The sequence below is a fragment of the Micromonospora sp. NPDC048898 genome, assembly GCF_043198035.1.
In the GTDB taxonomy this organism is placed as follows: domain Bacteria; phylum Actinomycetota; class Actinomycetes; order Mycobacteriales; family Micromonosporaceae; genus Micromonospora.
The window spans coordinates 124070-142733 of sequence record NZ_JBICUF010000007.1 but is presented as its reverse complement, the minus strand read 5'-3'; the positions used below and the strand labels follow the sequence as shown (position 1 = coordinate 142733).

At 73.0% G+C, this 18664-nt stretch carries 16 protein-coding genes; 14 read left to right on the top strand and 2 right to left on the bottom strand.

Annotation, left to right across the window (positions count from 1 at the left end):
* Positions 1-55 precede the first annotated feature (55 nt).
* Positions 56-559: a PaaI family thioesterase gene (locus tag ACGFIQ_RS20345; protein ID WP_393245682.1), complete on the bottom strand. Its 504-nt coding sequence runs from the start codon at positions 557-559 to the stop codon at positions 56-58.
* Positions 560-614: 55 nt separating this feature from the next.
* Between ACGFIQ_RS20345 and ACGFIQ_RS20340 the strand changes: the two genes are divergently transcribed.
* A complete protein-coding gene (locus ACGFIQ_RS20340; RefSeq protein ID WP_357375381.1) occupies positions 615-1091 on the top strand; it encodes a helix-turn-helix domain-containing protein in 477 nt (158 codons plus the stop codon).
* A 277-nt stretch (positions 1092-1368) separates the two neighbouring features.
* Positions 1369-2415 (top strand): S1 family peptidase, encoded by a 1047-nt coding sequence (locus ACGFIQ_RS20335; RefSeq protein ID WP_393245679.1) that lies wholly within the window; start codon positions 1369-1371, stop codon positions 2413-2415.
* 75 nt (positions 2416-2490) lie between these two features.
* On the opposite strand, the gene ACGFIQ_RS20330 is transcribed toward ACGFIQ_RS20335, so the two are convergent.
* Entirely contained in the window at positions 2491-3198 is a 708-nt protein-coding gene (locus ACGFIQ_RS20330; RefSeq protein ID WP_393245677.1) for a DUF998 domain-containing protein, read from the bottom strand.
* Positions 3199-3353: 155 nt separating this feature from the next.
* Here ACGFIQ_RS20330 and aspS point away from each other — a divergent pair, with 155 nt between their 5' ends.
* The 12 genes from aspS to mltG all read left to right on the top strand — a co-directional run bounded on the left by aspS (position 3354) and on the right by mltG (position 18603).
* Positions 3354-5159 carry an aspartate--tRNA ligase gene (gene aspS, locus ACGFIQ_RS20325; protein ID WP_393245675.1) on the top strand — a complete coding sequence of 602 codons (1806 nt, stop codon included), beginning with the start codon at positions 3354-3356 and terminating at the stop codon, positions 5157-5159.
* Between the two features lie 97 nt (positions 5160-5256).
* Complete coding sequence (locus tag ACGFIQ_RS20320) at positions 5257-6069, top strand: SDR family oxidoreductase (RefSeq protein ID WP_393246020.1); 813 nt, start codon at positions 5257-5259, stop codon at positions 6067-6069.
* Between the two features lie 82 nt (positions 6070-6151).
* Complete coding sequence (locus tag ACGFIQ_RS20315) at positions 6152-6751, top strand: helix-turn-helix domain-containing protein (protein ID WP_393245673.1); 600 nt, start codon at positions 6152-6154, stop codon at positions 6749-6751.
* A 114-nt stretch (positions 6752-6865) separates the two neighbouring features.
* Positions 6866-8149 carry an MFS transporter gene (locus ACGFIQ_RS20310; protein ID WP_393245671.1) on the top strand — a complete coding sequence of 428 codons (1284 nt, stop codon included), beginning with the start codon at positions 6866-6868 and terminating at the stop codon, positions 8147-8149.
* A gap of 134 nt (positions 8150-8283) precedes the next feature.
* Complete coding sequence (locus ACGFIQ_RS20305; RefSeq protein ID WP_357375401.1) at positions 8284-8505, top strand: hypothetical protein; 222 nt, start codon at positions 8284-8286, stop codon at positions 8503-8505.
* A 74-nt stretch (positions 8506-8579) separates the two neighbouring features.
* The gene (locus ACGFIQ_RS20300) at positions 8580-10118 is read left to right on the top strand and encodes a replication-associated recombination protein A (protein ID WP_393245668.1); all 1539 of its coding nucleotides are present in this window, start codon (positions 8580-8582) and stop codon (positions 10116-10118) included.
* A 2447-nt stretch (positions 10119-12565) separates the two neighbouring features.
* The gene (locus ACGFIQ_RS20295) at positions 12566-13255 is read left to right on the top strand and encodes a hypothetical protein (protein WP_393246018.1); all 690 of its coding nucleotides are present in this window, start codon (positions 12566-12568) and stop codon (positions 13253-13255) included.
* Between the two features lie 149 nt (positions 13256-13404).
* On the top strand, positions 13405-13869 hold the full coding sequence (locus tag ACGFIQ_RS20290; protein ID WP_357069285.1) for a DUF948 domain-containing protein: 465 nt from the start codon (positions 13405-13407) through the stop codon (positions 13867-13869).
* A 29-nt stretch (positions 13870-13898) separates the two neighbouring features.
* The gene (locus ACGFIQ_RS20285) at positions 13899-14204 is read left to right on the top strand and encodes a hypothetical protein (protein ID WP_357559396.1); all 306 of its coding nucleotides are present in this window, start codon (positions 13899-13901) and stop codon (positions 14202-14204) included.
* Positions 14201-16879: an alanine--tRNA ligase gene (gene alaS, locus ACGFIQ_RS20280; protein ID WP_393245665.1), complete on the top strand. Its 2679-nt coding sequence runs from the start codon at positions 14201-14203 to the stop codon at positions 16877-16879. Before ACGFIQ_RS20285 ends, alaS begins: the two co-directional genes overlap by 4 nt.
* Before the next feature lie 72 nt (positions 16880-16951).
* Positions 16952-17410: a Holliday junction resolvase RuvX gene (gene ruvX, locus ACGFIQ_RS20275; RefSeq protein ID WP_393245663.1), complete on the top strand. Its 459-nt coding sequence runs from the start codon at positions 16952-16954 to the stop codon at positions 17408-17410.
* Complete coding sequence (gene mltG / locus ACGFIQ_RS20270) at positions 17410-18603, top strand: endolytic transglycosylase MltG (RefSeq protein WP_393245661.1); 1194 nt, start codon at positions 17410-17412, stop codon at positions 18601-18603. Before ruvX ends, mltG begins: the two co-directional genes overlap by 1 nt.
* Positions 18604-18664 lie beyond the last annotated feature (61 nt).

Below are 18664 nucleotides of genomic sequence, written 5' to 3'. Positions count from 1 at the left end.
CTCCATGATCAACGCGGCGTGGGATTGGGGTGGGGGTGGGGGGTTGGGGTCAGGGTCAGGGCTGGAGGAGTAGGCAGGTGCTGGTGGCGTGGGCTGTCAGGCGGCCCTTGGTGTCGGTGATGCGGGCCTCGGCCAGGGCCGTCCGGCTGCCGCGTTGCAGCACCGTCCCCGTGCAGCGCAGGGTGCCGCTGGCGACCGTGACCGGGCGGAGGAACTTCACGTTGAGGTCCAGCGAGGTGTAGCCGACGCCGGCCGGCAGGGTGCTGTGCACGGCGCAGCCCGCGGCGGTGTCCAGCAGTATCGAGAGAACACCACCGTGGACGCTGCCGAGCGGGTTGTAGTGGAACTCCTGCGGGGTCAGCTCGACGACCACCCGGCCCTCGTCGGCCTCCATGCGGGTCATGTCGATGAGGTGCATCACCGGTGGTGCGGCCAGCTCGCCGGCGATCATCGCGCGGAGTACGTCGAGGCCACTGCGTCGACCGACCTGAGCGGCGTTGACTGCCGGGTCCGCCCAGGTGAAGGTACGGCTGCGCGCTGGATCCTGAGTCTGCGTCATGGACGCAGCCTGGCAGCAGGTTGCTGAGTCTGTCAACGAGACCTAGCCTGGTCGGATGCGACCCGCAGCACTGGACTGGTCGGTGGAGAACTGCACCATCGCCCGCGCCATGGAGATCCTCGGTGAGCGGTGGACGGTTGTGGTGCTCCGCGAGGTGTTCACCGGCATCCGCCGCTTCGACGACATGCGGGTGCGTACCGGCATTCCGCGGCAGGTGCTGACCAAGCGGTTGGCCAGCCTGGTCGAGCAGGGCGTGCTGCGCCGCGAGCCGTACCGGGAGCCGGGCAGTCGGCTGCGCCACGAGTACCGGTTGACGGAGAAGGGCCTGGATCTCTGGCCGGTCCTGGTGGCCGTGCTCGGGTGGGGTGACCGGTACCTCGCCGACGCCGAGGGTTCACTGTTGACCGTCACTCACCGTGACTGCGACGCGCCGGTGCGCCTCGAGTTGCGCTGTGCCGACGGACACGACGTGGGGCGGATGCGCGACGTGGTGTCGCGCCCCGGTCCCGGCGCCCGCCGCCGCACCCCCTGACGCGCGACACCCGCGCCAGACCGACGCCGCAAGGCATCGACGATCATGCTCCCCCAGGGCGGGTTGAGTGTGACGGTGACTGTTCGCCAACGTGTCGGTGGTGTTGCGGAGATGTGGCCCCGCCAAGTTCGGCGAACCCGGGCTGAACCAAGCCTTGTCAATGAAGTTAAGTATGTGAATACTTCAGTGCAGTCGGCCGGTTTCCCCAGATCGGCCGGGTTGCCATCGGGTCAGCCGACCTCGGCGAGACCCGCTCCCCCGCCCAGGAGGTTGTTACATGCGACCCACGAGGTCCACGTTCCGCGTTGCGGCGACTGTCGCCGTTTCCGGAAGCCTGGTCGTCGGCGCGCTCATCGGCGCACCGGCCCAGGCCGCACCCGCCGCCTCGCCCGACGCCGCGGCCGCGCTGTCCGCGCAACTCGGCGACCGCTCGGCCGGCTCGTACATCGACGCCAGCGGCAGGTCCGTCGTCACGGTGACCGACGCGGCCGCCGCCAGCGCGGCGAACAAGGCCGGCGCCGTCGTCCGCTACGTCACCCGCGGTGCCGGTGAACTCAACCGGGCCACCGCCGACCTGGAGCGCTCCGCCAAGATCCCGGGCACCGCCTGGTGGAGCGACCCGGTCACCAACCAGGTCGTCGTCTCCGTCGACAGCACCGTCACCGGCGCCAAGCTGGAGCGGGTCAAGGCTGCCGCCGCGCGGGCCAACGGCGCGGTCCGCGTCGAGGCCGAGGCTGGTGTGCTCAGCACCCGGATCTCCGGCGGCCAGGCCATCTACGCCGGCGGGGGCGGGCGCTGCTCGCTCGGCTTCAACGTGCGCAGCGGCAGCACCTACTCCTTCGTGACCGCCGGGCACTGCACCAACATCTCCGCCAGCTGGTACTCGAACTCCGCCCAGACGGCGCTGATCGGCACCCGGACCGGCACCAGCTTCCCGGGCAACGACTACGGCATCGTGCAGCACAGCAACTCGGCAAACGCCGCGGGCAACGTCTACCTCTACAACGGCAGCTACCGGGACATCACCGGGGCCGGCAACGCCTCCGTCGGTCAGTCGGTGCAGCGCTCCGGCAGCACCACCGGCCTGCACAGCGGCTCGGTGACCGCGACGAACGCCACGGTGAACTACGCCGAGGGTTCGGTCTCCGGCCTGATCCGCACCAACGTCTGCGCCGAGCCGGGCGACAGCGGCGGCTCGCTGTTCGCCAACACCACCGCCCTGGGCCTGACCTCCGGCGGCAATGGCAACTGCCGCAGGGGTGGCACGACCTACTTCCAGCCCGTCACCGAGGCCCTGAGCCGCTACGGCGTCAGCGTCTTCTGATCCCGTCACCGCCCGCGGGCCGCCGGAGGATTCCGGCGGCCCGCGTCGCGCGTCCGGCCGCCGTCGCGCGCCGGCTTACGCGAGCCGGTCGGGCCGCTGGGTGGGGCGCAGGGGATCCGGGGGTACGACAGCCGCGGTGTCACCGGGTGTCGCGGCACCGACGGACCAGGCGAGATGCGCCCGCCGGGCGGAGAGCACCGCCAACAGCGGCCAGAGGGAGACCGCCACCGCCGTCACCCGCTCGGCCAGCCCGGTGCGGGACCCACCTGTCACCTCGAAGGCGCACCAGCCGAAGAGCGCGAGCAGCACCACCGTGGCACTGAGCCCCACCGCCCGGCGAAACGCCCAGGGCGGCTCCGGTCGAGCCGGGTGCGCGGCGTCGCGGCCCCGCGGCAGCCGCAGCGCCGACCCGGCCGGCCAGAGCGCCAGGGCGAGGACGGCCACCGTCGCCGCGACGCCGTGGCTGAGTGAGCCGCCCACCGGCGGCCGGGGAAACGCGACGAGCGCGATGGTGGCCACCCCACCGACCGCGAGCAGGAACCGGCTGGGCAGCCCGGCCGCGTGCAGGACGGCGGCCACCGACAGGTAACAGCAGCCGAGCAGCACCAGCGCCACGACCATGATCCAGGCGTCGGTCGCGTCCTGCCCCGCCAGCTCGCTGATGGTGTCCCGAACCGGGTCGTACCCGGCGGGTTGCCGCGCCGCCGCGACCGTCCAGCCACTCGCCAGCAGCAGGGGTGCGGCCGCCGCCGTGGCGACGGCCCAGTTCGGTACGGCGCGCATTTCGCCACGTTAACCGGCCCGGCGGTCGGCCGAGTCGGGTTCGCCGCTCCGCCCCACCAGCGAATCGTGCCGGCCTGCCGGGTGCCCCGGAGGCGGGGCGGCCACCCCTGACAGAATGCCGGTGAGGACTGTTCCACGATGAGGAGTTGCCAGCCGTGATCCGTACCCACAATGCCGGAAGCCTGCGCGCCGCGGACGCCGGCTCGACGGTGACGCTCGCCGGGTGGGTGGCCCGCCGGCGCGACCACGGCGGGGTCATCTTCGTCGACCTGCGCGACGGCACCGGCGTCGTCCAGGTGGTCTTCCGCGAGGAGGACGCGCACGCGCTGCGCAACGAGTTCTGCGTGAAGGTCGTGGGCGAGGTGACCCGCCGGCCGGCCGGCAACGAGAACCCGGAGCTGCCCACCGGCGAGGTCGAGGTGACGGTCACCGACCTGGAGGTGCTCTCCGAGGCCGCGCCGCTGCCGCTGCCGGTGGACGACCAGATCGAGGCCGGCGACGACATCCGGCTGAAGTACCGCTACCTGGACCTGCGCCGCAGCGGCCCGGCGAACGCGCTGCGGCTGCGCTCGCGGGCCAGCCACCTGGCCCGGGGTGTGCTGCACGAGCGGGACTTCCTGGAGATCGAGACGCCGACCCTGACCCGGTCGACGCCCGAGGGCGCCCGCGACTTCCTGGTGCCGGTGCGGTTGCAGCCCGGCAGTTGGTACGCGCTGCCGCAGTCGCCGCAGCTGTTCAAGCAGCTGCTGATGGTCGGCGGCATGGAGCGGTATTACCAGATCGCCCGCTGCTACCGCGACGAGGACTTCCGCGCCGACCGGCAGCCCGAGTTCACCCAGCTCGACATCGAGATGTCCTTCGTCACCGAGGACGACGTGATCGACCTCGGCGAGGCGATCGTCTCGACGCTGTGGAAGGACCTGGCCGGGCACGAGATCTCCGGGCCGATCCCGCGGATCACCTGGCACGACGCCATGGCCCGGTACGGCTCGGACAAGCCGGACCTGCGCTACGGCGTGGAGCTGACCGAGCTGACCGACTACCTGCGCGGCACCGAGTTCCGGGTCTTCGCCGGGGCGATCGACGCGGGCGGCTACGTCGGCGCGGTGGTGATGCCGGGCGGCGCGGCGCAGAGCCGCAAGGAGCTGGACGGCTGGCAGGACTGGGCCAAGGCGCGTGGCGCGCGGGGCCTGGCGTACGTGGTGCTGGACGCCGAGACCGGCGAGGCGCGCGGCCCGGTGGCGAAGAACCTGTCCGCCGCGCACCTGGGCGGGCTCGCCGATGCGGTCGGCGCCAAGCCGGGCGACGCGGTCTTCTTCGCCGCCAGCGCCACCGCCCGGGAGGCGCAGGAACTGCTCGGCGCGGCCCGGGTCGAGATCGCCAAGCGGGCCGGGCTGATCGACGAGAGCGCCTGGGCGTTCTGCTGGGTGGTCGACGCGCCCATGTTCGAGCGCACGGACGAGGGCGGTTGGACGGCAGTGCACCACCCGTTCACCTCGCCGAACGCCGAGTGGGTCGACCGGTTCGAGGAGGCTCCGGACCGGGCCCTGGCGTACGCGTACGACATCGTCTGCAACGGCAACGAGATCGGCGGCGGCTCGATCCGTATCCACCGGGGTGACGTGCAGAAGCGGGTCTTCGACCTGCTCGGCATCACCCCCGAGGAGGCGCAGGACAAGTTCGGCTTCCTGCTGGAGGCGTTCAAGTACGGCGCCCCGCCGCACGGCGGCATCGCCTTCGGCTGGGACCGGGTGTGCATGCTGCTCGCCGGCGCCGACTCGATCCGCGAGGTCATCGCGTTCCCGAAGACCCGTGGCGGGTTCGACCCGCTGACCGGCGCTCCCACCCCGATCACCGGCCAGCAGCGCACCGAGGCCGGCATCGACGCCAAGCCCAAGCCCCCGGCCACCGCCCACACGGGTACGGCCGGCCCGGCCGCCCCGGTCGCCGACCCGGTCTGACCCACCTCGCCCTCCGTCGATCATGAGGTTGACGGGCCACGCGACCGCGTGTGGCTCGTTAACCTCATGATCGACCTAGGTGGGGGAGTGGGCTGGCGTGCGGGTGCTTGTGGTCGGGGGTAGTGGGCTACTGGGGCGGGAGGTCTGTCGGCGGGGGGTTCGCCGCGGGTTCGCGGTGGTGGGGACCTTCCACTCCGGTTCGGTCTCGCTGCCGGGGGTCGCGGCGCGTCGGCTGGACGTGACCGACCGGGCCGCCGTGCGCGCGCTGGTCGCCGAGGTGCGGCCGGACGCCGTGGTCGGGACCCCCTATCGGTACGACGACTGGGCGGTCACCGCCGACGGGGCCGCGAACGTGGCGGTCGCCGCCGCCGAAGCCGGTGCCCGACTCGTGCACCTGTCCAGTGACGCGCTGCACGCCGGCCGTCCCACCCCGTACGCCGACGACGACCCGCCCACACCGGTGCACGCGTACGGTGCCGCGAAGGCCGCGGCCGAGACCGCCGTGCGGGCGGTCGACCCCGGCGCGGCCCTGGTGCGTACCTCGCTGATCCTGGGGGAGGGCAGCAAGCAGATCCAGCTCTGCCGGGACGCGCTCGCCGGCCGGGCGGCGCTGTTCACCGACGAGTTCCGGTGCCCGATCGACGTCGGCGACCTGGCCGACGCCGTGCTGGAGCTGGTCACCTCGCCGTACGCCGGCCTGCTCAACGTGGCCGGCCCCGACGCCGTCAGCCGGGCCGACCTGGGTCTCCTCGTCGCCGAGTGGTTCGGCCTGGACCCGGCCGGGCTCCGGACCACCACCGGCGCCGCCGTCGGCCTGTCCCGTCCCCTCGACGTACGCCTCGACAGCTCGCGCGCCGCCGGCCTGCTGCGCACCCGACTGCGCGGGGTGCGCGAACTCCTGGCTCGCTGAGCACCTGATCGTTCCTCGGCGTGTGCACGCCTACTGTGCATAACTCTTGTGCACAGTAAGCGTGCAGAGATAGTGTGCATGTATGGAGACCCCGCCACCCGACGGCCGCAGCGAGCAGCGGCGCGTCGATCTGGACGGCCGGCAGGTCCGCGTGCTGGCCCACCCCCTACGGATGCGGCTGCTCGGCTCGCTGCGCGTCGACGGGCCGGCCACCGCGACCGCCCTGGCCGAGAAGTTGGGCACCAACACCGGCGCGACCAGCTATCACCTGCGGCAGCTCGCCGAGGTGGGGCTCGTGTCCGAGGATGCTGACCGGGGCACCGGTCGGCAGCGCTGGTGGCAGGCCGCGCACGACGTGAGTCACTTCGAACCCACCGACTTCGACGACGATCCGGACGCCCGTGCCGCCGTGCAGTGGATCCAGACCGACCAGGTGCGGCTGATGGCCGAGTTGGCCGAGCGGTGGATGGCCGTCGAGCACCACCAGTCCCGTGCCTGGCGTGACGCCGTCGGCATGAGCGACCTGGTGCTGCCGCTGGACCCGGCTCGGCTGCGGGCTCTCAGTGAGGACCTGTGGGCGGTGCTGATGCGCTACCGCGACGAGGCCGTCACCGAGGCATCGGACGCGAAGCCCGTGCACGTGTTCCTGGCCGGCTTCCCCCGCTTGGACGAGCGCTGGTGAGCGCGAGGAGTGAGCCGGGTTTGCGAGCCCCGCAGTCGCGAACTGAGGAGGCGTGGTGAGCGCGAGGAGTGAGCCGGGTTTGCGAGCCCCGCAGTCGCGAATGGAGGTGGCGTCGTGAGCGCGCTGACCGTACGCCAGGTTCGGCGTCGTTACCTCACGCTCTACGGCCTGCGTTGGCTGCCCACGGGTCTGATGATCCCGATCATGATCCTGCTGATGCAGGAGCGCGGTCTGTCGTTGCCGCAGATCGGTCTGGTTGGCACGGCACAGGGCCTGTTGGTGTTGGCGTTGGAGTTGCCCACCGGAGGGCTCGCCGACGCCCTCGGGCGCCGGCCCGTGCTGCTCGCCGCCGGAGCGATCAACCTCGCCTCGCTGGCGCTGTTCGCGGTGGCCGACTCGTTCGTGCTGTTCTTCGTGGTCTGGGCCTTGCAGGGGATCTACCGGGCGTTGGACAGCGGCCCGTTGGAGTCCTGGTATGTCGACGCCACCTTGGCCGCCGACCCGGATGCCGAGTACGAGCGCGGTCTCGGCTACGCCGGCACGGTCGTGGGCGGGGCGATCGGGGGTGGCGCACTGTTCAGCGGCGGTCTCATCGCGCTCGGTCCGATCGGGCCGGTCAGCGCGCTCACGGTGCCCGTGCTGGCGGCGATCGTCGCGCAGGCGGTGGCGCTCGTCGCGCTGGTCGTCCTGCTGGTCGAGCACCGGCCGGCCACCGGGTTCGCGGCGGTGCGGACCTCGGTGGTCCAGGCGCCCCGGATGATCGGCCAGGCGGTCGGGCTGCTGCGCCGTTCCCGGGTGCTGCTGGCACTGGTGTCGGTGGAGCTGTTCTGGGGTTTCGGCATGATCACCTTCGAGTCGTTGCTGCCGGTTCGGCTCGCCGAGGTGATCGGCAACCCGGAACGGGCTGCCGCGCTGCTCGGGCCGGCCAGTTCGGCCGCCTGGCTCGCCTCGGCCGCCGGCGCGGCAGCGACCCCCCTGCTGCTGCGCTGGATGGGTGCGGCTCCGGGCGCGGCCCTGCTGCGCATCCTGCAGGGGGTGACAGTGGTCGGGATGGGCCTGTTCGCCGGGCCGGTCGGGGTGCTCGTGGCCTACCTGGCCTGCTACGCCGTGCACGGCGCGTCGAACCCGCTGCACAGTGGCCTGTTGCACCGGCAGGTCGACGGCCCGTACCGGACCAGCGTGCTCTCGTTGAACTCGATGATGGCGCAACCGGCCGGCGCCCTCGGCGGGGTGGTCCTGACCGCGATCGCCGCCGCCGCCAGTGTCAGCACCGCGATGGTGGTCGGTGCGGTGGTGCTCGCCGTCGCCGCACCGCTCTACCTGCCCGCCTGGCTGGCCGGCCGTCGGCCCGCACCGCCCGTCGAGCCGACCGTGGTGCCCGTGTCGGCCGATCGGTAGGAGGGCCACTCACCTGGGCGGCGGTCCAACCGGTCCGGAGGCGGATACGACAGATCCACCGTGGAGATTGGCGAGTCGACCGATTGGGTACATCACGCGCCGACGTACTTGGGAACCCCCACCGGAGGACCGACATGCTCGCCATTCTCGCGGCCATCGTTTTTGGCTTCGCCCTGCTTATCGACCTGCTCGACACAGACTTCGGAGCACCCGACCTGTTCAACTGGAACACCCTCGTGCTCCTCGGTCTGTTCCTGCTCTCGCTCTACCTGGGCGGCGTGGGCAGCGGCCCGCGCAGTGGCGGCGGTGGCGGCGGCGGTCGCTGGTACCGGGGCCGTCGCCCGGGTCGTGGCTGACCGGAACCGATCACCGGTGGCGGGCCCACGGCGCGATTCCGGCCTCGTGGGCCCGGCCCGGTACTGTCTTCGTGATGGAGTCCGACGCCCTCTTCTCCCTCGGTGAACCCGCCGGGTCGCGCAGCGCGCCCGACGGTCCCGCCGGTGTCGACGGCTTCACCGCGGTGGCCGACGATTCGCCCCTGCCCGTCCGGATGCGCCCGGTGACCCTCGACGAGTTGGTCGGGCAGGATCATCTGCTCGCCCCCGGCGCCCCGCTGCGGCAACTGGTCTCCGGCGGCGCCCCGATGTCGGTGATCCTCTGGGGTCCGCCGGGCAGCGGCAAGACCACCATCGCGCACCTGGTGGCCGGGGCGACCGACCGCCGCTTCGTCGCCATGTCGGCGCTCTCCGCCGGCGTCAAGGACGTACGGGCGGTGATCGAGACGGCCCGCCGCCAGCGGCGTTCGGGCGGCCCGCAGACCGTGCTCTTCATCGACGAGGTGCACCGGTTCAGCAAGACCCAGCAGGATTCGCTGCTCGCCGCCGTCGAGGACCGCACTGTCACGTTGCTGGCGGCGACCACCGAAAATCCGTACTTCTCGATCATCTCGCCGCTGTTGTCGCGGTGCGTGCTGCTCACCCTGCAGCCGCTCGACGACGAGGCGGTGCGGGGCCTGCTGCGCCGCGCGGTCGCCGACAAGCGTGGCCTGGACGGCGTGCTCACCCTGACCGCCGAAGCCGAGGACCACCTGGTCCGGCTCGCCTCCGGTGACGTCCGTAAGGCACTCACCGCACTGGAGGCGGCGGCGGCCTCGGCCACGGCGCTGGGCGGTGGGCGGATCGACCTCGCCACCGCCGAGCAGGCCGTCGACGTCGCGGCGGTGCGCTACGACCGCGACGGCGACGCCCACTACGACGTGGTCAGCGCCTTCATCAAGAGCATGCGCGGCTCGGACGTGGACGCCGCGGTGCACTGGCTGGCCCGCATGCTGGTCGCCGGCGAGGACGCCCGGTTCATCGCCCGCCGCCTGGTCATCTTCGCCAGCGAGGACGTGGGCATGGCCGACCCCGGCGCCCTGAGCGTCGCCACCGCCGCCGCCCACGCCGTCGAGTACGTCGGGCTGCCCGAAGCGCAGCTCAACCTGGCCCAGGCGGTGATCCACCTGGCCACCGCACCCAAGTCGAACTCGGCCACCACCGCGATCGGTGCCGCCATCGCCGACGTCCGGTCCGGCCGCGGTGGCCCGGTGCCGCGCGGGCTGCGCGACGCGCACTACGCCGGCGCCCGCGGGTTGGGCCACGGCACCGGCTACCGCTACCCGCACGACGACCAGCGCGGCGTGGTCACCCAGCAGTACGTCCCGGACGACCTGGTGGGCACCGACTACTACCAGCCCAGCCCGCACGGCGCGGAACGGTCGGTGGCCACCCGGCTGCCGGTGCTGCGCCGGATCGTGCGTGGCCTGCCGGCCCCGGCCGCCCGCCCAAACACTGGAACAGCCGAGCCGCCGGTAACGACGCGGACCGCGTCGGCGCTTCCCGGTGAGATCGGTCGCCCGACGACGGGCACGGGCGCCCCCGGCACGACGCAGGACAGCGGCGCTGACGCCGCAGGAGAGGGTCAACAGTGAGATCGCGTGGTGGGGACCGCCCGGACGAGGGCCCGGACGAGCGGCGCGATCGGAGCGCCAAGACGCGCCGGTGGGGTCGAGGCCGGGCGGCCGAGGTCGAGCCGGAGGAGCCGGTCGCCGGCGAGGAGTTCGGCTGGATCGACGACCTGCGGTCGGCCAAGCAGCAGCGCGGCGAGCTGGGCCCGGACGGCGCACCGGCGCAGCCCGGCCGCCCCCACGGAGCTGCACCGGCGGAGCCTGCCGGGCCGCGTCGGGATGCACCGGCGGAGCCGGCCGGGCCGCGTCAGGCGATGCCGCCGGAGGCCGCGCCACCTGCCCCGCGCCAGAGCGGCCCGGGTGGCGCCGCCGCACGTCGACCGGTCGACACCCCCTGGCCGGGGGACGCGCCGCCGGCGGGCCGCCGCCCGGACGACCGGCCGCCCGTTGCCGGCGCCGCCGCCCCCGTCCAGGGCCAGCCCGTGCGTCGCGGCGTGCAGCCGGCAGCCGGTGCCCGTGCCGCCGTACCGCCGGCACCGCCCGCCGCCCGCCCGGGTGGCGGCGACCCGGCCAGCCCGCCCGTGCCTCGCCCGACTGCCGACGCACCCGGCGGCCCGGCCCGGTCCCGCCCGACGACGGCTCCTCCCGGCCCACCCGTGGGCCCACCGACCTCGGGCGCCCCGACCGGTCGTCGCCCGGACGCCGCCGTTCCGCCGGGCCGTCGCCCGGACGCTGCCGTTCCACCGGGCCGTCGCCCGGACGCCGCCGCAGCCGGGGTGAACCTGGACGCGATGCCGCCGCTGCGCCGTCCGGACGCCGGCTCGCCGGGACGCCGGCCGGGCCCGGAGTCCGTCGAGCCCGGTCGTCCACTGCCGTCGGCCGACGGAATGTCCGCTGGCCGACGCGTCGCGGCGGCACCCGATCCGACCCGGGGCGCCGGGGCACCTGTCGCCTCCGGCGCGGCACGCGTGGACGGCCCACCGACCGGTGCCGTGCCACCGGCCGCGGAGGGTCTGCGGCCCGACCCCGCCATCGACCGCGACCCGCGTACCGCGCGGCGTCGCCCAGGCCCGGTCGACCCGGGAGCCCCGGAGCCCACCGACCGTCGACCCGCCGACCGTTCCCGTCCGGCAGCCGGCGGCCGCCGCCGTGCCGCCGAACCCGACGAGGCGGCGGTGCCCCGCTCGGGCAACGCGCCGCAGGTGCCCGCGGCCTCCGGTGGTCACAGCGGTGCCACGCCGACCATCGGGCCTGCCGACGGCACCGGTCGCCGCCGGGCCGTCTCCGCTGAGCCCGAGCGCCGGCCGCCGGCCGCCGGTGAGGCCCGGACCGACCGCCCCGAACGGCCAGCCGACTGGCTGCGCCAGGCCGGCCGCCTGCCACACACCGACCCCGGCCTGCCGGTGGTCAACCGCCGCGGTGGCACCCCGCCGGCCGCGGATCGGCGTCCGGCACCGGCCACCGGCACCGGCGAACTCGTCGACCACGCGTCCGGTCGCCTCGGCGTGCCCGACCCGGCCGCGGAGCGCACCGCCGCCCGCCGGCCTGCCGGCCCGCCGGCCGACCCGGGTGCGGACGCGCCGACCGGTCGCCGTGCCGCCCGACCCGACGCACCGAGCACCACCGGAGAACAGGCTCTGCCCCCTGCGCCGACGTCCGCCGACCGGCGCCCCCGCGGCCGAGACGCCACGGGACCCGCTGCGGACCCCACCGGCGGGCGCGCCCGTGCGGTGGCCGTGCCCGGCCCCGACGCCCCGCCCACGCTCGACCCGACCGGCCGACGACGCCGGCCACCAGCCGAGCCCGGCCCGGACGGACCGGGTCGACCCGGGCCGGCGAACGACCGCGGCGACGGCCCCTACGCCGGCGGACGACCCGCGCCCGGCGCCGATCCCGCCGCTCCGGTTCGGGGCGCCGCCCGCCCCGCCCCGCCCGGCCGGGCCCGACCCGTCCCGGCCGGCGCACCGGTCCCGGACGCCGGGCGCCGTGGCGCCGACGGTCCGCCCCGCCCCGCCCCGGGTGCCGAGGCGGCCCCCCGGGACGCCGCCCGTCCGGGCGGTACGGCTCGCGTCGCCGGCGTGGACGGCCCGGTTCGTGCCGCCGCCGCAGCGGGTGTGGACGGCCCGCCGCGTTCGCGTCCGGATGGTCCGGCTCGTGCCGCCGTCCGGCCACCCGGCGGCGCACAGCCGCCCCTCGCCGACGATCGGACCCACGGTGAGCCGGGTGCTGGTCCCGGCTCCCCGGTGCGTGGTGGCGCCGCGTCCGGGCGAGCCGCCCCCGCCGACCGTGCCGCCGGGCGTGCCCAGCCTCCGCACCGCGAGCCCGGCCGCGGCGAGCCGAGCGGCGTCGCCCCGGTGCCACCGCCCGGCCGCTCCGGCGAGCCCGTCGGTGTGGCACGTGTCGCCGCCTCCGTGCCGCTCCCGTCCGGCCCGGTGGACCACCCGACACCGGAGCCGTCCGGCGGGCCCGCGCTGCGCTCGGCCGGCCAGGACGCGGCCGACGACGCGCCCGGTGCCCGATCCGAGGTACGCCGGCAGTCGCGCGAACGCCGTCGCCTCCGGGTGGCGGTGCTGGTGCTGGTCAGCGTCGTGCTGCTCGGCGCGGTGCCGCTCTTCTTCGGCATCCGCACGCTGAGCCGTGACCCGGTCTTCGACAACCTGGACCAACTCAACGTGCCCGGCTGGGCCGCCGCCAAGACCGTCGACGACGTCAGTGGCAGCCGGTGGTGCCTGCTCGACTGCCGGCTGCGGGAGCGCACCGTCACCTCGGAGAAGTCGCCACAGGACACGGCGCAGGTCTACGAGGACGCGCTGCGCCAGGACGGCTGGCAGCCGTGGAAGGTGAGCCGCTGCCCGGAGCAGAAGACGAAGGGCAGCTACACCTGCTGGCGTCGCGACGAGTTGACCCTCGACCTGTGGGTCCGCGAGCCGACCTGCGTACCGCCGCCGGTCGACGGTGAGCCGGCCGTCGTGCCGTCCACCGAACCGTCGGCCGCTGCGACGGAGTGCACCGGCTCGTTGGTGTCGGTGAAGGTACGCAACGCGATCGACGACGAGCGGACCAGGCCGCAGCCGACCACCGACCCGTCACTGACCGGAGAGGACCCGTTCCCGACGGTCAGCGGGGACCCGCTGGGGGAGCTGACACCCTCACCGTCGTGAGCCGGTCTCCATCACGGACGGTAGGGTCTGGGGCTGGCGGGCTCGCCCGCTGCCGGTGACCGCCGACGGCTCGGCGGCCGGCACGGGTGCCATGGTTCTGCGTTCCGAGGACGTCGGGTCCTGCGGAACTCTGCTTGAGGAGGACAGGCGTGGGCGACATTGCAGCCATCGCGGCGCTGATCGCGGCGAGCGCGTTCGCGGTGCTGGTGCTCATCCTGACGCTGCCCATCCTGCGGCTGCGGCACACGGTGGACGCCACCACCCGGATGATCAACGACCTGAACGACCGGACCGGGCCGCTGCTCGGTGACGTGAACACCACGGTGAAGAACGTCAACACCGCGCTGGAGCAGGTGCAGACCTCGCTCGACGGCGTGAACCTCCAGCTGGCGAAGGTCGACACGATGACCAGCCACGCGCAGAACGTCACCGCGAACGTCGCCAACCTGGCCACCGTGGTCTCCGCCGCGGCCGCGAACCCGCTGGTGAAGGTCGCCGCGTTCGGCTACGGCGTGCGCAAGGCCGCCGCCGGTCGCCGGCACGCCGAGACCGAGCGCGAGGTCCGCGACACCATCAAGCAGCAGCGACGGGCCGCGCGGCGCGGCAACAGCTGACCGGCCGGCGTACCAGGAGGTAGCGAGACATGAGGCGCTTGTTCTGGCTCGGCATCGGGGTGGCCGTCGGTGTCATCGTGGTCCGCAAGGCGACCCGGACCGCGCAGGCGTACACGCCGGCCGGCATCGCCAGCTCGCTGACGGAATCCGCTGGCGGGCTCGTCGAGTCGCTGCGTAGTTTCGTGGAGGACGTCCGGGTCGGGATGGCCGAACGCGAGCAGGAGATCCACCACGCGTTCGCCCAGGGCGAGGCGTTCGACGATCAGTTCGCCGACCTGCGGGAAGACCCGCGCATCGGCGATCGAGACATCTTTCCGGAGGAACACCAGCGATGAAGACGGCGGAGATCAAGCGGCGGTACCTCGCGCACTTCGAGGCGAATGGCCACACCGTGGTGCCGTCCGCTCCGCTGCCCGCCATCAGCGACCCGAACCTGCTGTTCGTCAACGCCGGCATGGTGCAGTTCGTCCCGTATTTCCTGGGTCAGCAGACTCCCGCGTACCAGCGGGCGGTCAGCGTCCAGAAGTGCATCCGCACGCCGGACATCGACGAGGTCGGCAAGACCAGCCGGCACGGCACGTTCTTCCAGATGAACGGCAACTTCTCCTTCGGGGACTACTTCAAGGCGGGCGCGATTCCGCTCGCCTGGGACCTGGTCACCAAGTCGCAGGCCGACGGCGGGTTCGGGCTGGACCCGGAGCGGGTCTGGCCGACGGTGTACCTCGACGACGACGAGGCGTACGAGATCTGGCGGTCGGTGGGGGTGCCGGCCGAGCGGATCGTGCGCCGGGGCAAGGCGGACAACTTCTGGTCGATGGGCATTCCCGGGCCGTGCGGTCCGTGCTCCGAGCTGTTCTACGACCGGGGCCCGGAGTACGGCCGCGAGGGCGGCCCGGCGGTCGACGAGGACCGCTACATGGAGTTCTGGAACCTCGTCTTCATGCAGTTCGAGCGGGGTCCGGGCACGACGAAGGACGACTACCCGATCCTGGGTGACCTGCCGGCGAAGAACATCGACACCGGCATGGGCCTGGAGCGGATGGCGTCGATCCTGCAGGGTGTCGACAACCTGTACGAGATCGACGAGGTTCGGCCGATCCTGGCCCGGGCGGCGGAGCTGACCGGTAAGCGGTACGGCGCGCACTCCGGCCACGTGGCCAGCGAGTCGCACCCCGACGACGTCCGGCTGCGGGTGATCGCCGACCACGTCCGGACCGCGCTGATGCTGATCGGTGACGGTGTGACGCCGTCCAACGAGGGTCGCGGGTACGTGCTGCGCCGGATCATGCGTCGGGCGATCCGGTCGATCCGGCTGCTCGGCTGGCAGGAGCGTGCGCTGCCCGAGTTGCTGCCGGTGGCCCGGGACTGCATGTCCCCGTCGTACCCGGAGCTGGCGACCGACTTCGACCGGATCGCGGACTACGCGTACGCGGAGGAGGAGGCGTTCCTGTCCACCCTGCGTGCCGGCACGACGATCCTGGACACCGCGATCGCCGAGACCCGCACGGCGGGCGGCTCCGCGCTGTCCGGGGCGAAGGCGTTCCAGCTGCACGACACGTACGGCTTCCCGATCGACCTGACCCTGGAGATCGCCGCGGAGCAGGGCCTCACCGTCGACGACGAGGGTTTCCGCCGGCTGATGGCCGACCAGCGCACCCGGGCGAAGGCGGACGCGCAGGCGCGCAAGACGGGGCACGTCGACCTGTCGGCGTACCGGTCGGTGCTCGACTCGGGTGGCCCGGTGACGTTCACCGGATACAGCGAGGTGGCCCGCGAGTCGACGGTGCGGGCGCTGCTCGGCGCGGACGGCCCCCGGCAGGCGGCGACCGAGGGCGACACCATCGAGCTGGTGCTCGACACGACCCCGTTCTACGCCGAGGGTGGTGGCCAGCAGCCCGACCAGGGCATGATCACCGTTGGTGGCGGGCAGGTCGAGGTGCTGGACGTGCAGCAGCCGGTGCCCGGCCTGATCGTGCACCGGGCCCGGGTGATCCGGGGTGAGGTGCGTGCCGGCGAGGCGGGTTACGCCGAGATCGACACGACGCGGCGACGGGCGATCTCCCGGTCGCACACCGCCACCCACCTGGTGCACCAGACCATGCGGAACTTCCTCGGCGAGTCGGCCACGCAGGCGGGTTCGCTGAACGCGCCCGGCCGGCTGCGGTTCGACTTCAACACCCCGACCGGGGTGTCGCCGAGCGTTCTGCGGGACGTGGAGCAGCAGGTCAACGAGGTGCTGCTGGCCGACCTGGAGGTGCACGCCTTCATCACCTCGCTGGACGAGGCGCGGCGGATCGGTGCGATGGCGCTCTTCGGCGAGAAGTACGGCGAGGAGGTGCGGGTCGTCGAGGTGGGCGACTACGCCCGGGAGCTGTGCGGCGGCACGCACGTGGCCCGCTCGGCCCAGCTCGGCCTCGTGAAGATCCTCTCCGAGTCGTCGATCGGTTCCGGTGTCCGCCGGGTCGAGGCGCTCGTCGGCATGGACGCCTTCGGCTTCCTGGCCAAGGAGCACCTGCTGGTCTCCCGGCTGGCCGAGCTGTACCGGGTGCCCAACGACCAGGTCGCCGACCGGGTGGAGCAGACCGTCACCCAGCTGCGGGACGCGGAGAAGGAGCTGGAGAAGCTGCGCGCCCAGCTGGTGCTGGGCGGGGCGTCGGCGCTCGCGGCGCAGGCCAAGGATGTGCGCGGGGTCGCGTACGTGGGCACCGAGGCGCCGGAGGGCGCGGCCGGTAACGACGTGCGGACCCTCGCCCAGGAGATCCGGGGCAAGATCGATCCGGCGCGGCCGGCGGTGGTCGCGGTGGCGGCCCGGTCGAACGGCAAGGCGTCCCTGGTGGTGGCGGTCAACGCGGCCGCGCGCAGCCGGGGTCTGGCCGCGTCGACCCTGGTGAAGGCGGCGTTCTCCGGGCGTGGTGGTGGCAGCCCCGACCTGGCCCAGGGCGGTGGCCTGCCCGCGGCCGAGGCGCCGACCCTGCTGCTCACCGTCGAGAAGGCGATCTCCGAGGCGTGATGGACGAGCATTGTCGGCCAGGGCGGACCATGTGGTCCGCCCTGGCTCGTTCGGCCTCAGTGGTGACCGTCGGTGGCTGAGCTGGCGCGCGGTGTGCGGATCGGGGTGGATGTCGGTCAGGTGCGGGTGGGAATCTCCCGCTCCGACCCGGACGGAATCCTGGCCACGCCACTTGTCACACTGGCCCGCGACCTCACGGCCGCGCCGGACGCGGTGCCGAGCGACCTCGCCGAGCTGGCCGCCCTGGTGGCCGAGCACGAGGCCGTGGGGGTCGTCGTCGGCCTTCCGGTCAATCTCGCCGGTAAGCACGGCCCGGCGGCTGTCCACGTGAAGGCGTACGCTGACCGACTGGTCGATGTGATAGCGCCCGTTCCGGTAACGCTCACCGACGAGAGGATGTCGACAGTGGTCGCTTCTCGTAGGCTTGCCGAGCGTGGCGTCCGAGGTAAACGTCAACGTGCGGTTGTCGATCAGGCGGCCGCAGTGGAGATCCTGCAGAGCTGGCTGGACGCGCAGCGGAGGCGGCAGTAATGATCGACGATCTGGACCTTGGGTTCGACGAGGCGGAGCGGGGGGAGAAGGGCCGGCACCGGCGCAGCTTCCGCAAGCGCAACGGCGGGTCCGGCGGTGGCCGGGGCAAGACGTTCCTGGCACTGCTGATGGCCCTGGTCCTGCTGGGTGCCATCGGCGGTGGCGCGTACTACGGCTTCGACCGCATCCAGAACTACTTCGTCACCCCCGACTACGAGGGTGCCGGCTCCGGTGAGATCACCGTCGAGATCAAGAACGGCGCGCTGCTGGCCGACATGGCAGACGCCCTCGTCACGGCCGACGTGGTGAAGAGTCAGAAGGCGTTCATCGAGGCGGCCGAGGCCAACTCCCGCAGCAAGAACATCCAGCCGGGCACGTACAAGCTGCGCAAGCAGATGAGCGGTGCCAGCGCCGTGACCGCGATGCTCGACCTGAAGAACAAGGTCGTCAACGGGTTGACGATCCCCGAGGGTCGCACCAGCCTGAACATCTACAAGCTGCTGTCCGACAAGACCAAGATCCCGGTGAAGGACTTCCAGACCGCCGCGAAAGACCCGGAGGCGCTCGGCGTCCCGGACTGGTGGTTCAAGCGCGACGACGGCAAGAAGGTCGTCAAGTCCATCGAGGGTTTCCTCTTCCCGGACACCTACGAGATCCCGCCGAAGTCGACAGCCGAGAGCATCCTCAAGCTGATGGTGAACCGCTTCCTCTCGGTGACCGGTGAGATGAAGTTCGCCGACACGGTGCAGGAGAAGCGCAAGGTCAGCCCGTACGAGGCGCTGATCGTGGCGTCGCTGGCCCAGGCCGAGGCGGGCAACGCCGACGACCTGGGCAAGGTCGCCCGGGTGGCCTACAACCGGGCGTACGGGGAGTTCTTCTGCAACTGCCTGGAGATGGACGTCACGGTCAACTACTACCTGGAGTCGATCGGCAAGCCGACCAAGTCGTCCAAGCAGATGACGGCTGCCGAGTTGGACGACCCGAAGAACCCGTACAACCGCAAGCTGAAGGGAATGATCCCGACCCCGATCAACAGCCCCGGCAAGCAGGCCCTGGAAGGGGCGATGGACCCGCCACCGGGCAAGTGGCTCTACTTCGTGGCCATCGACAAGCAGGGCCACTCGGCGTTCGCCGAGACGTACGAGCAGCACCAGCGCAACGAGGCCAAGGCCCGGGAGGCCGGCATCATCTGACGGCATCCGATCCGACGCACACGCGAGAGGGCAGGCAGTGACGACAACCGGTGGTGGTCGT

Bases quoted from the DNA above. Each gene is read 5' to 3' on its own strand.
- ACGFIQ_RS20345 (WP_393245682.1), bottom strand. From the start codon at position 559: ATGACGCAGACTCAGGATCCAGCGCGCAGCCGTACCTTCACCTGGGCG.
- ACGFIQ_RS20340 (WP_357375381.1), top strand. From the start codon at position 615: ATGCGACCCGCAGCACTGGACTGGTCGGTGGAGAACTGCACCATCGCC.
- ACGFIQ_RS20335 (WP_393245679.1), top strand. From the start codon at position 1,369: ATGCGACCCACGAGGTCCACGTTCCGCGTTGCGGCGACTGTCGCCGTT.
- ACGFIQ_RS20330 (WP_393245677.1), bottom strand. From the start codon at position 3,198: ATGCGCGCCGTACCGAACTGGGCCGTCGCCACGGCGGCGGCCGCACCC.
- ACGFIQ_RS20315 (WP_393245673.1), top strand. From the start codon at position 6,152: ATGGAGACCCCGCCACCCGACGGCCGCAGCGAGCAGCGGCGCGTCGAT.
- ACGFIQ_RS20305 (WP_357375401.1), top strand. From the start codon at position 8,284: ATGCTCGCCATTCTCGCGGCCATCGTTTTTGGCTTCGCCCTGCTTATC.
- ACGFIQ_RS20300 (WP_393245668.1), top strand. From the start codon at position 8,580: ATGGAGTCCGACGCCCTCTTCTCCCTCGGTGAACCCGCCGGGTCGCGC.
- ACGFIQ_RS20285 (WP_357559396.1), top strand. From the start codon at position 13,899: ATGAGGCGCTTGTTCTGGCTCGGCATCGGGGTGGCCGTCGGTGTCATC.
- alaS (WP_393245665.1), top strand. From the start codon at position 14,201: ATGAAGACGGCGGAGATCAAGCGGCGGTACCTCGCGCACTTCGAGGCG.
- mltG (WP_393245661.1), top strand. From the start codon at position 17,410: ATGATCGACGATCTGGACCTTGGGTTCGACGAGGCGGAGCGGGGGGAG.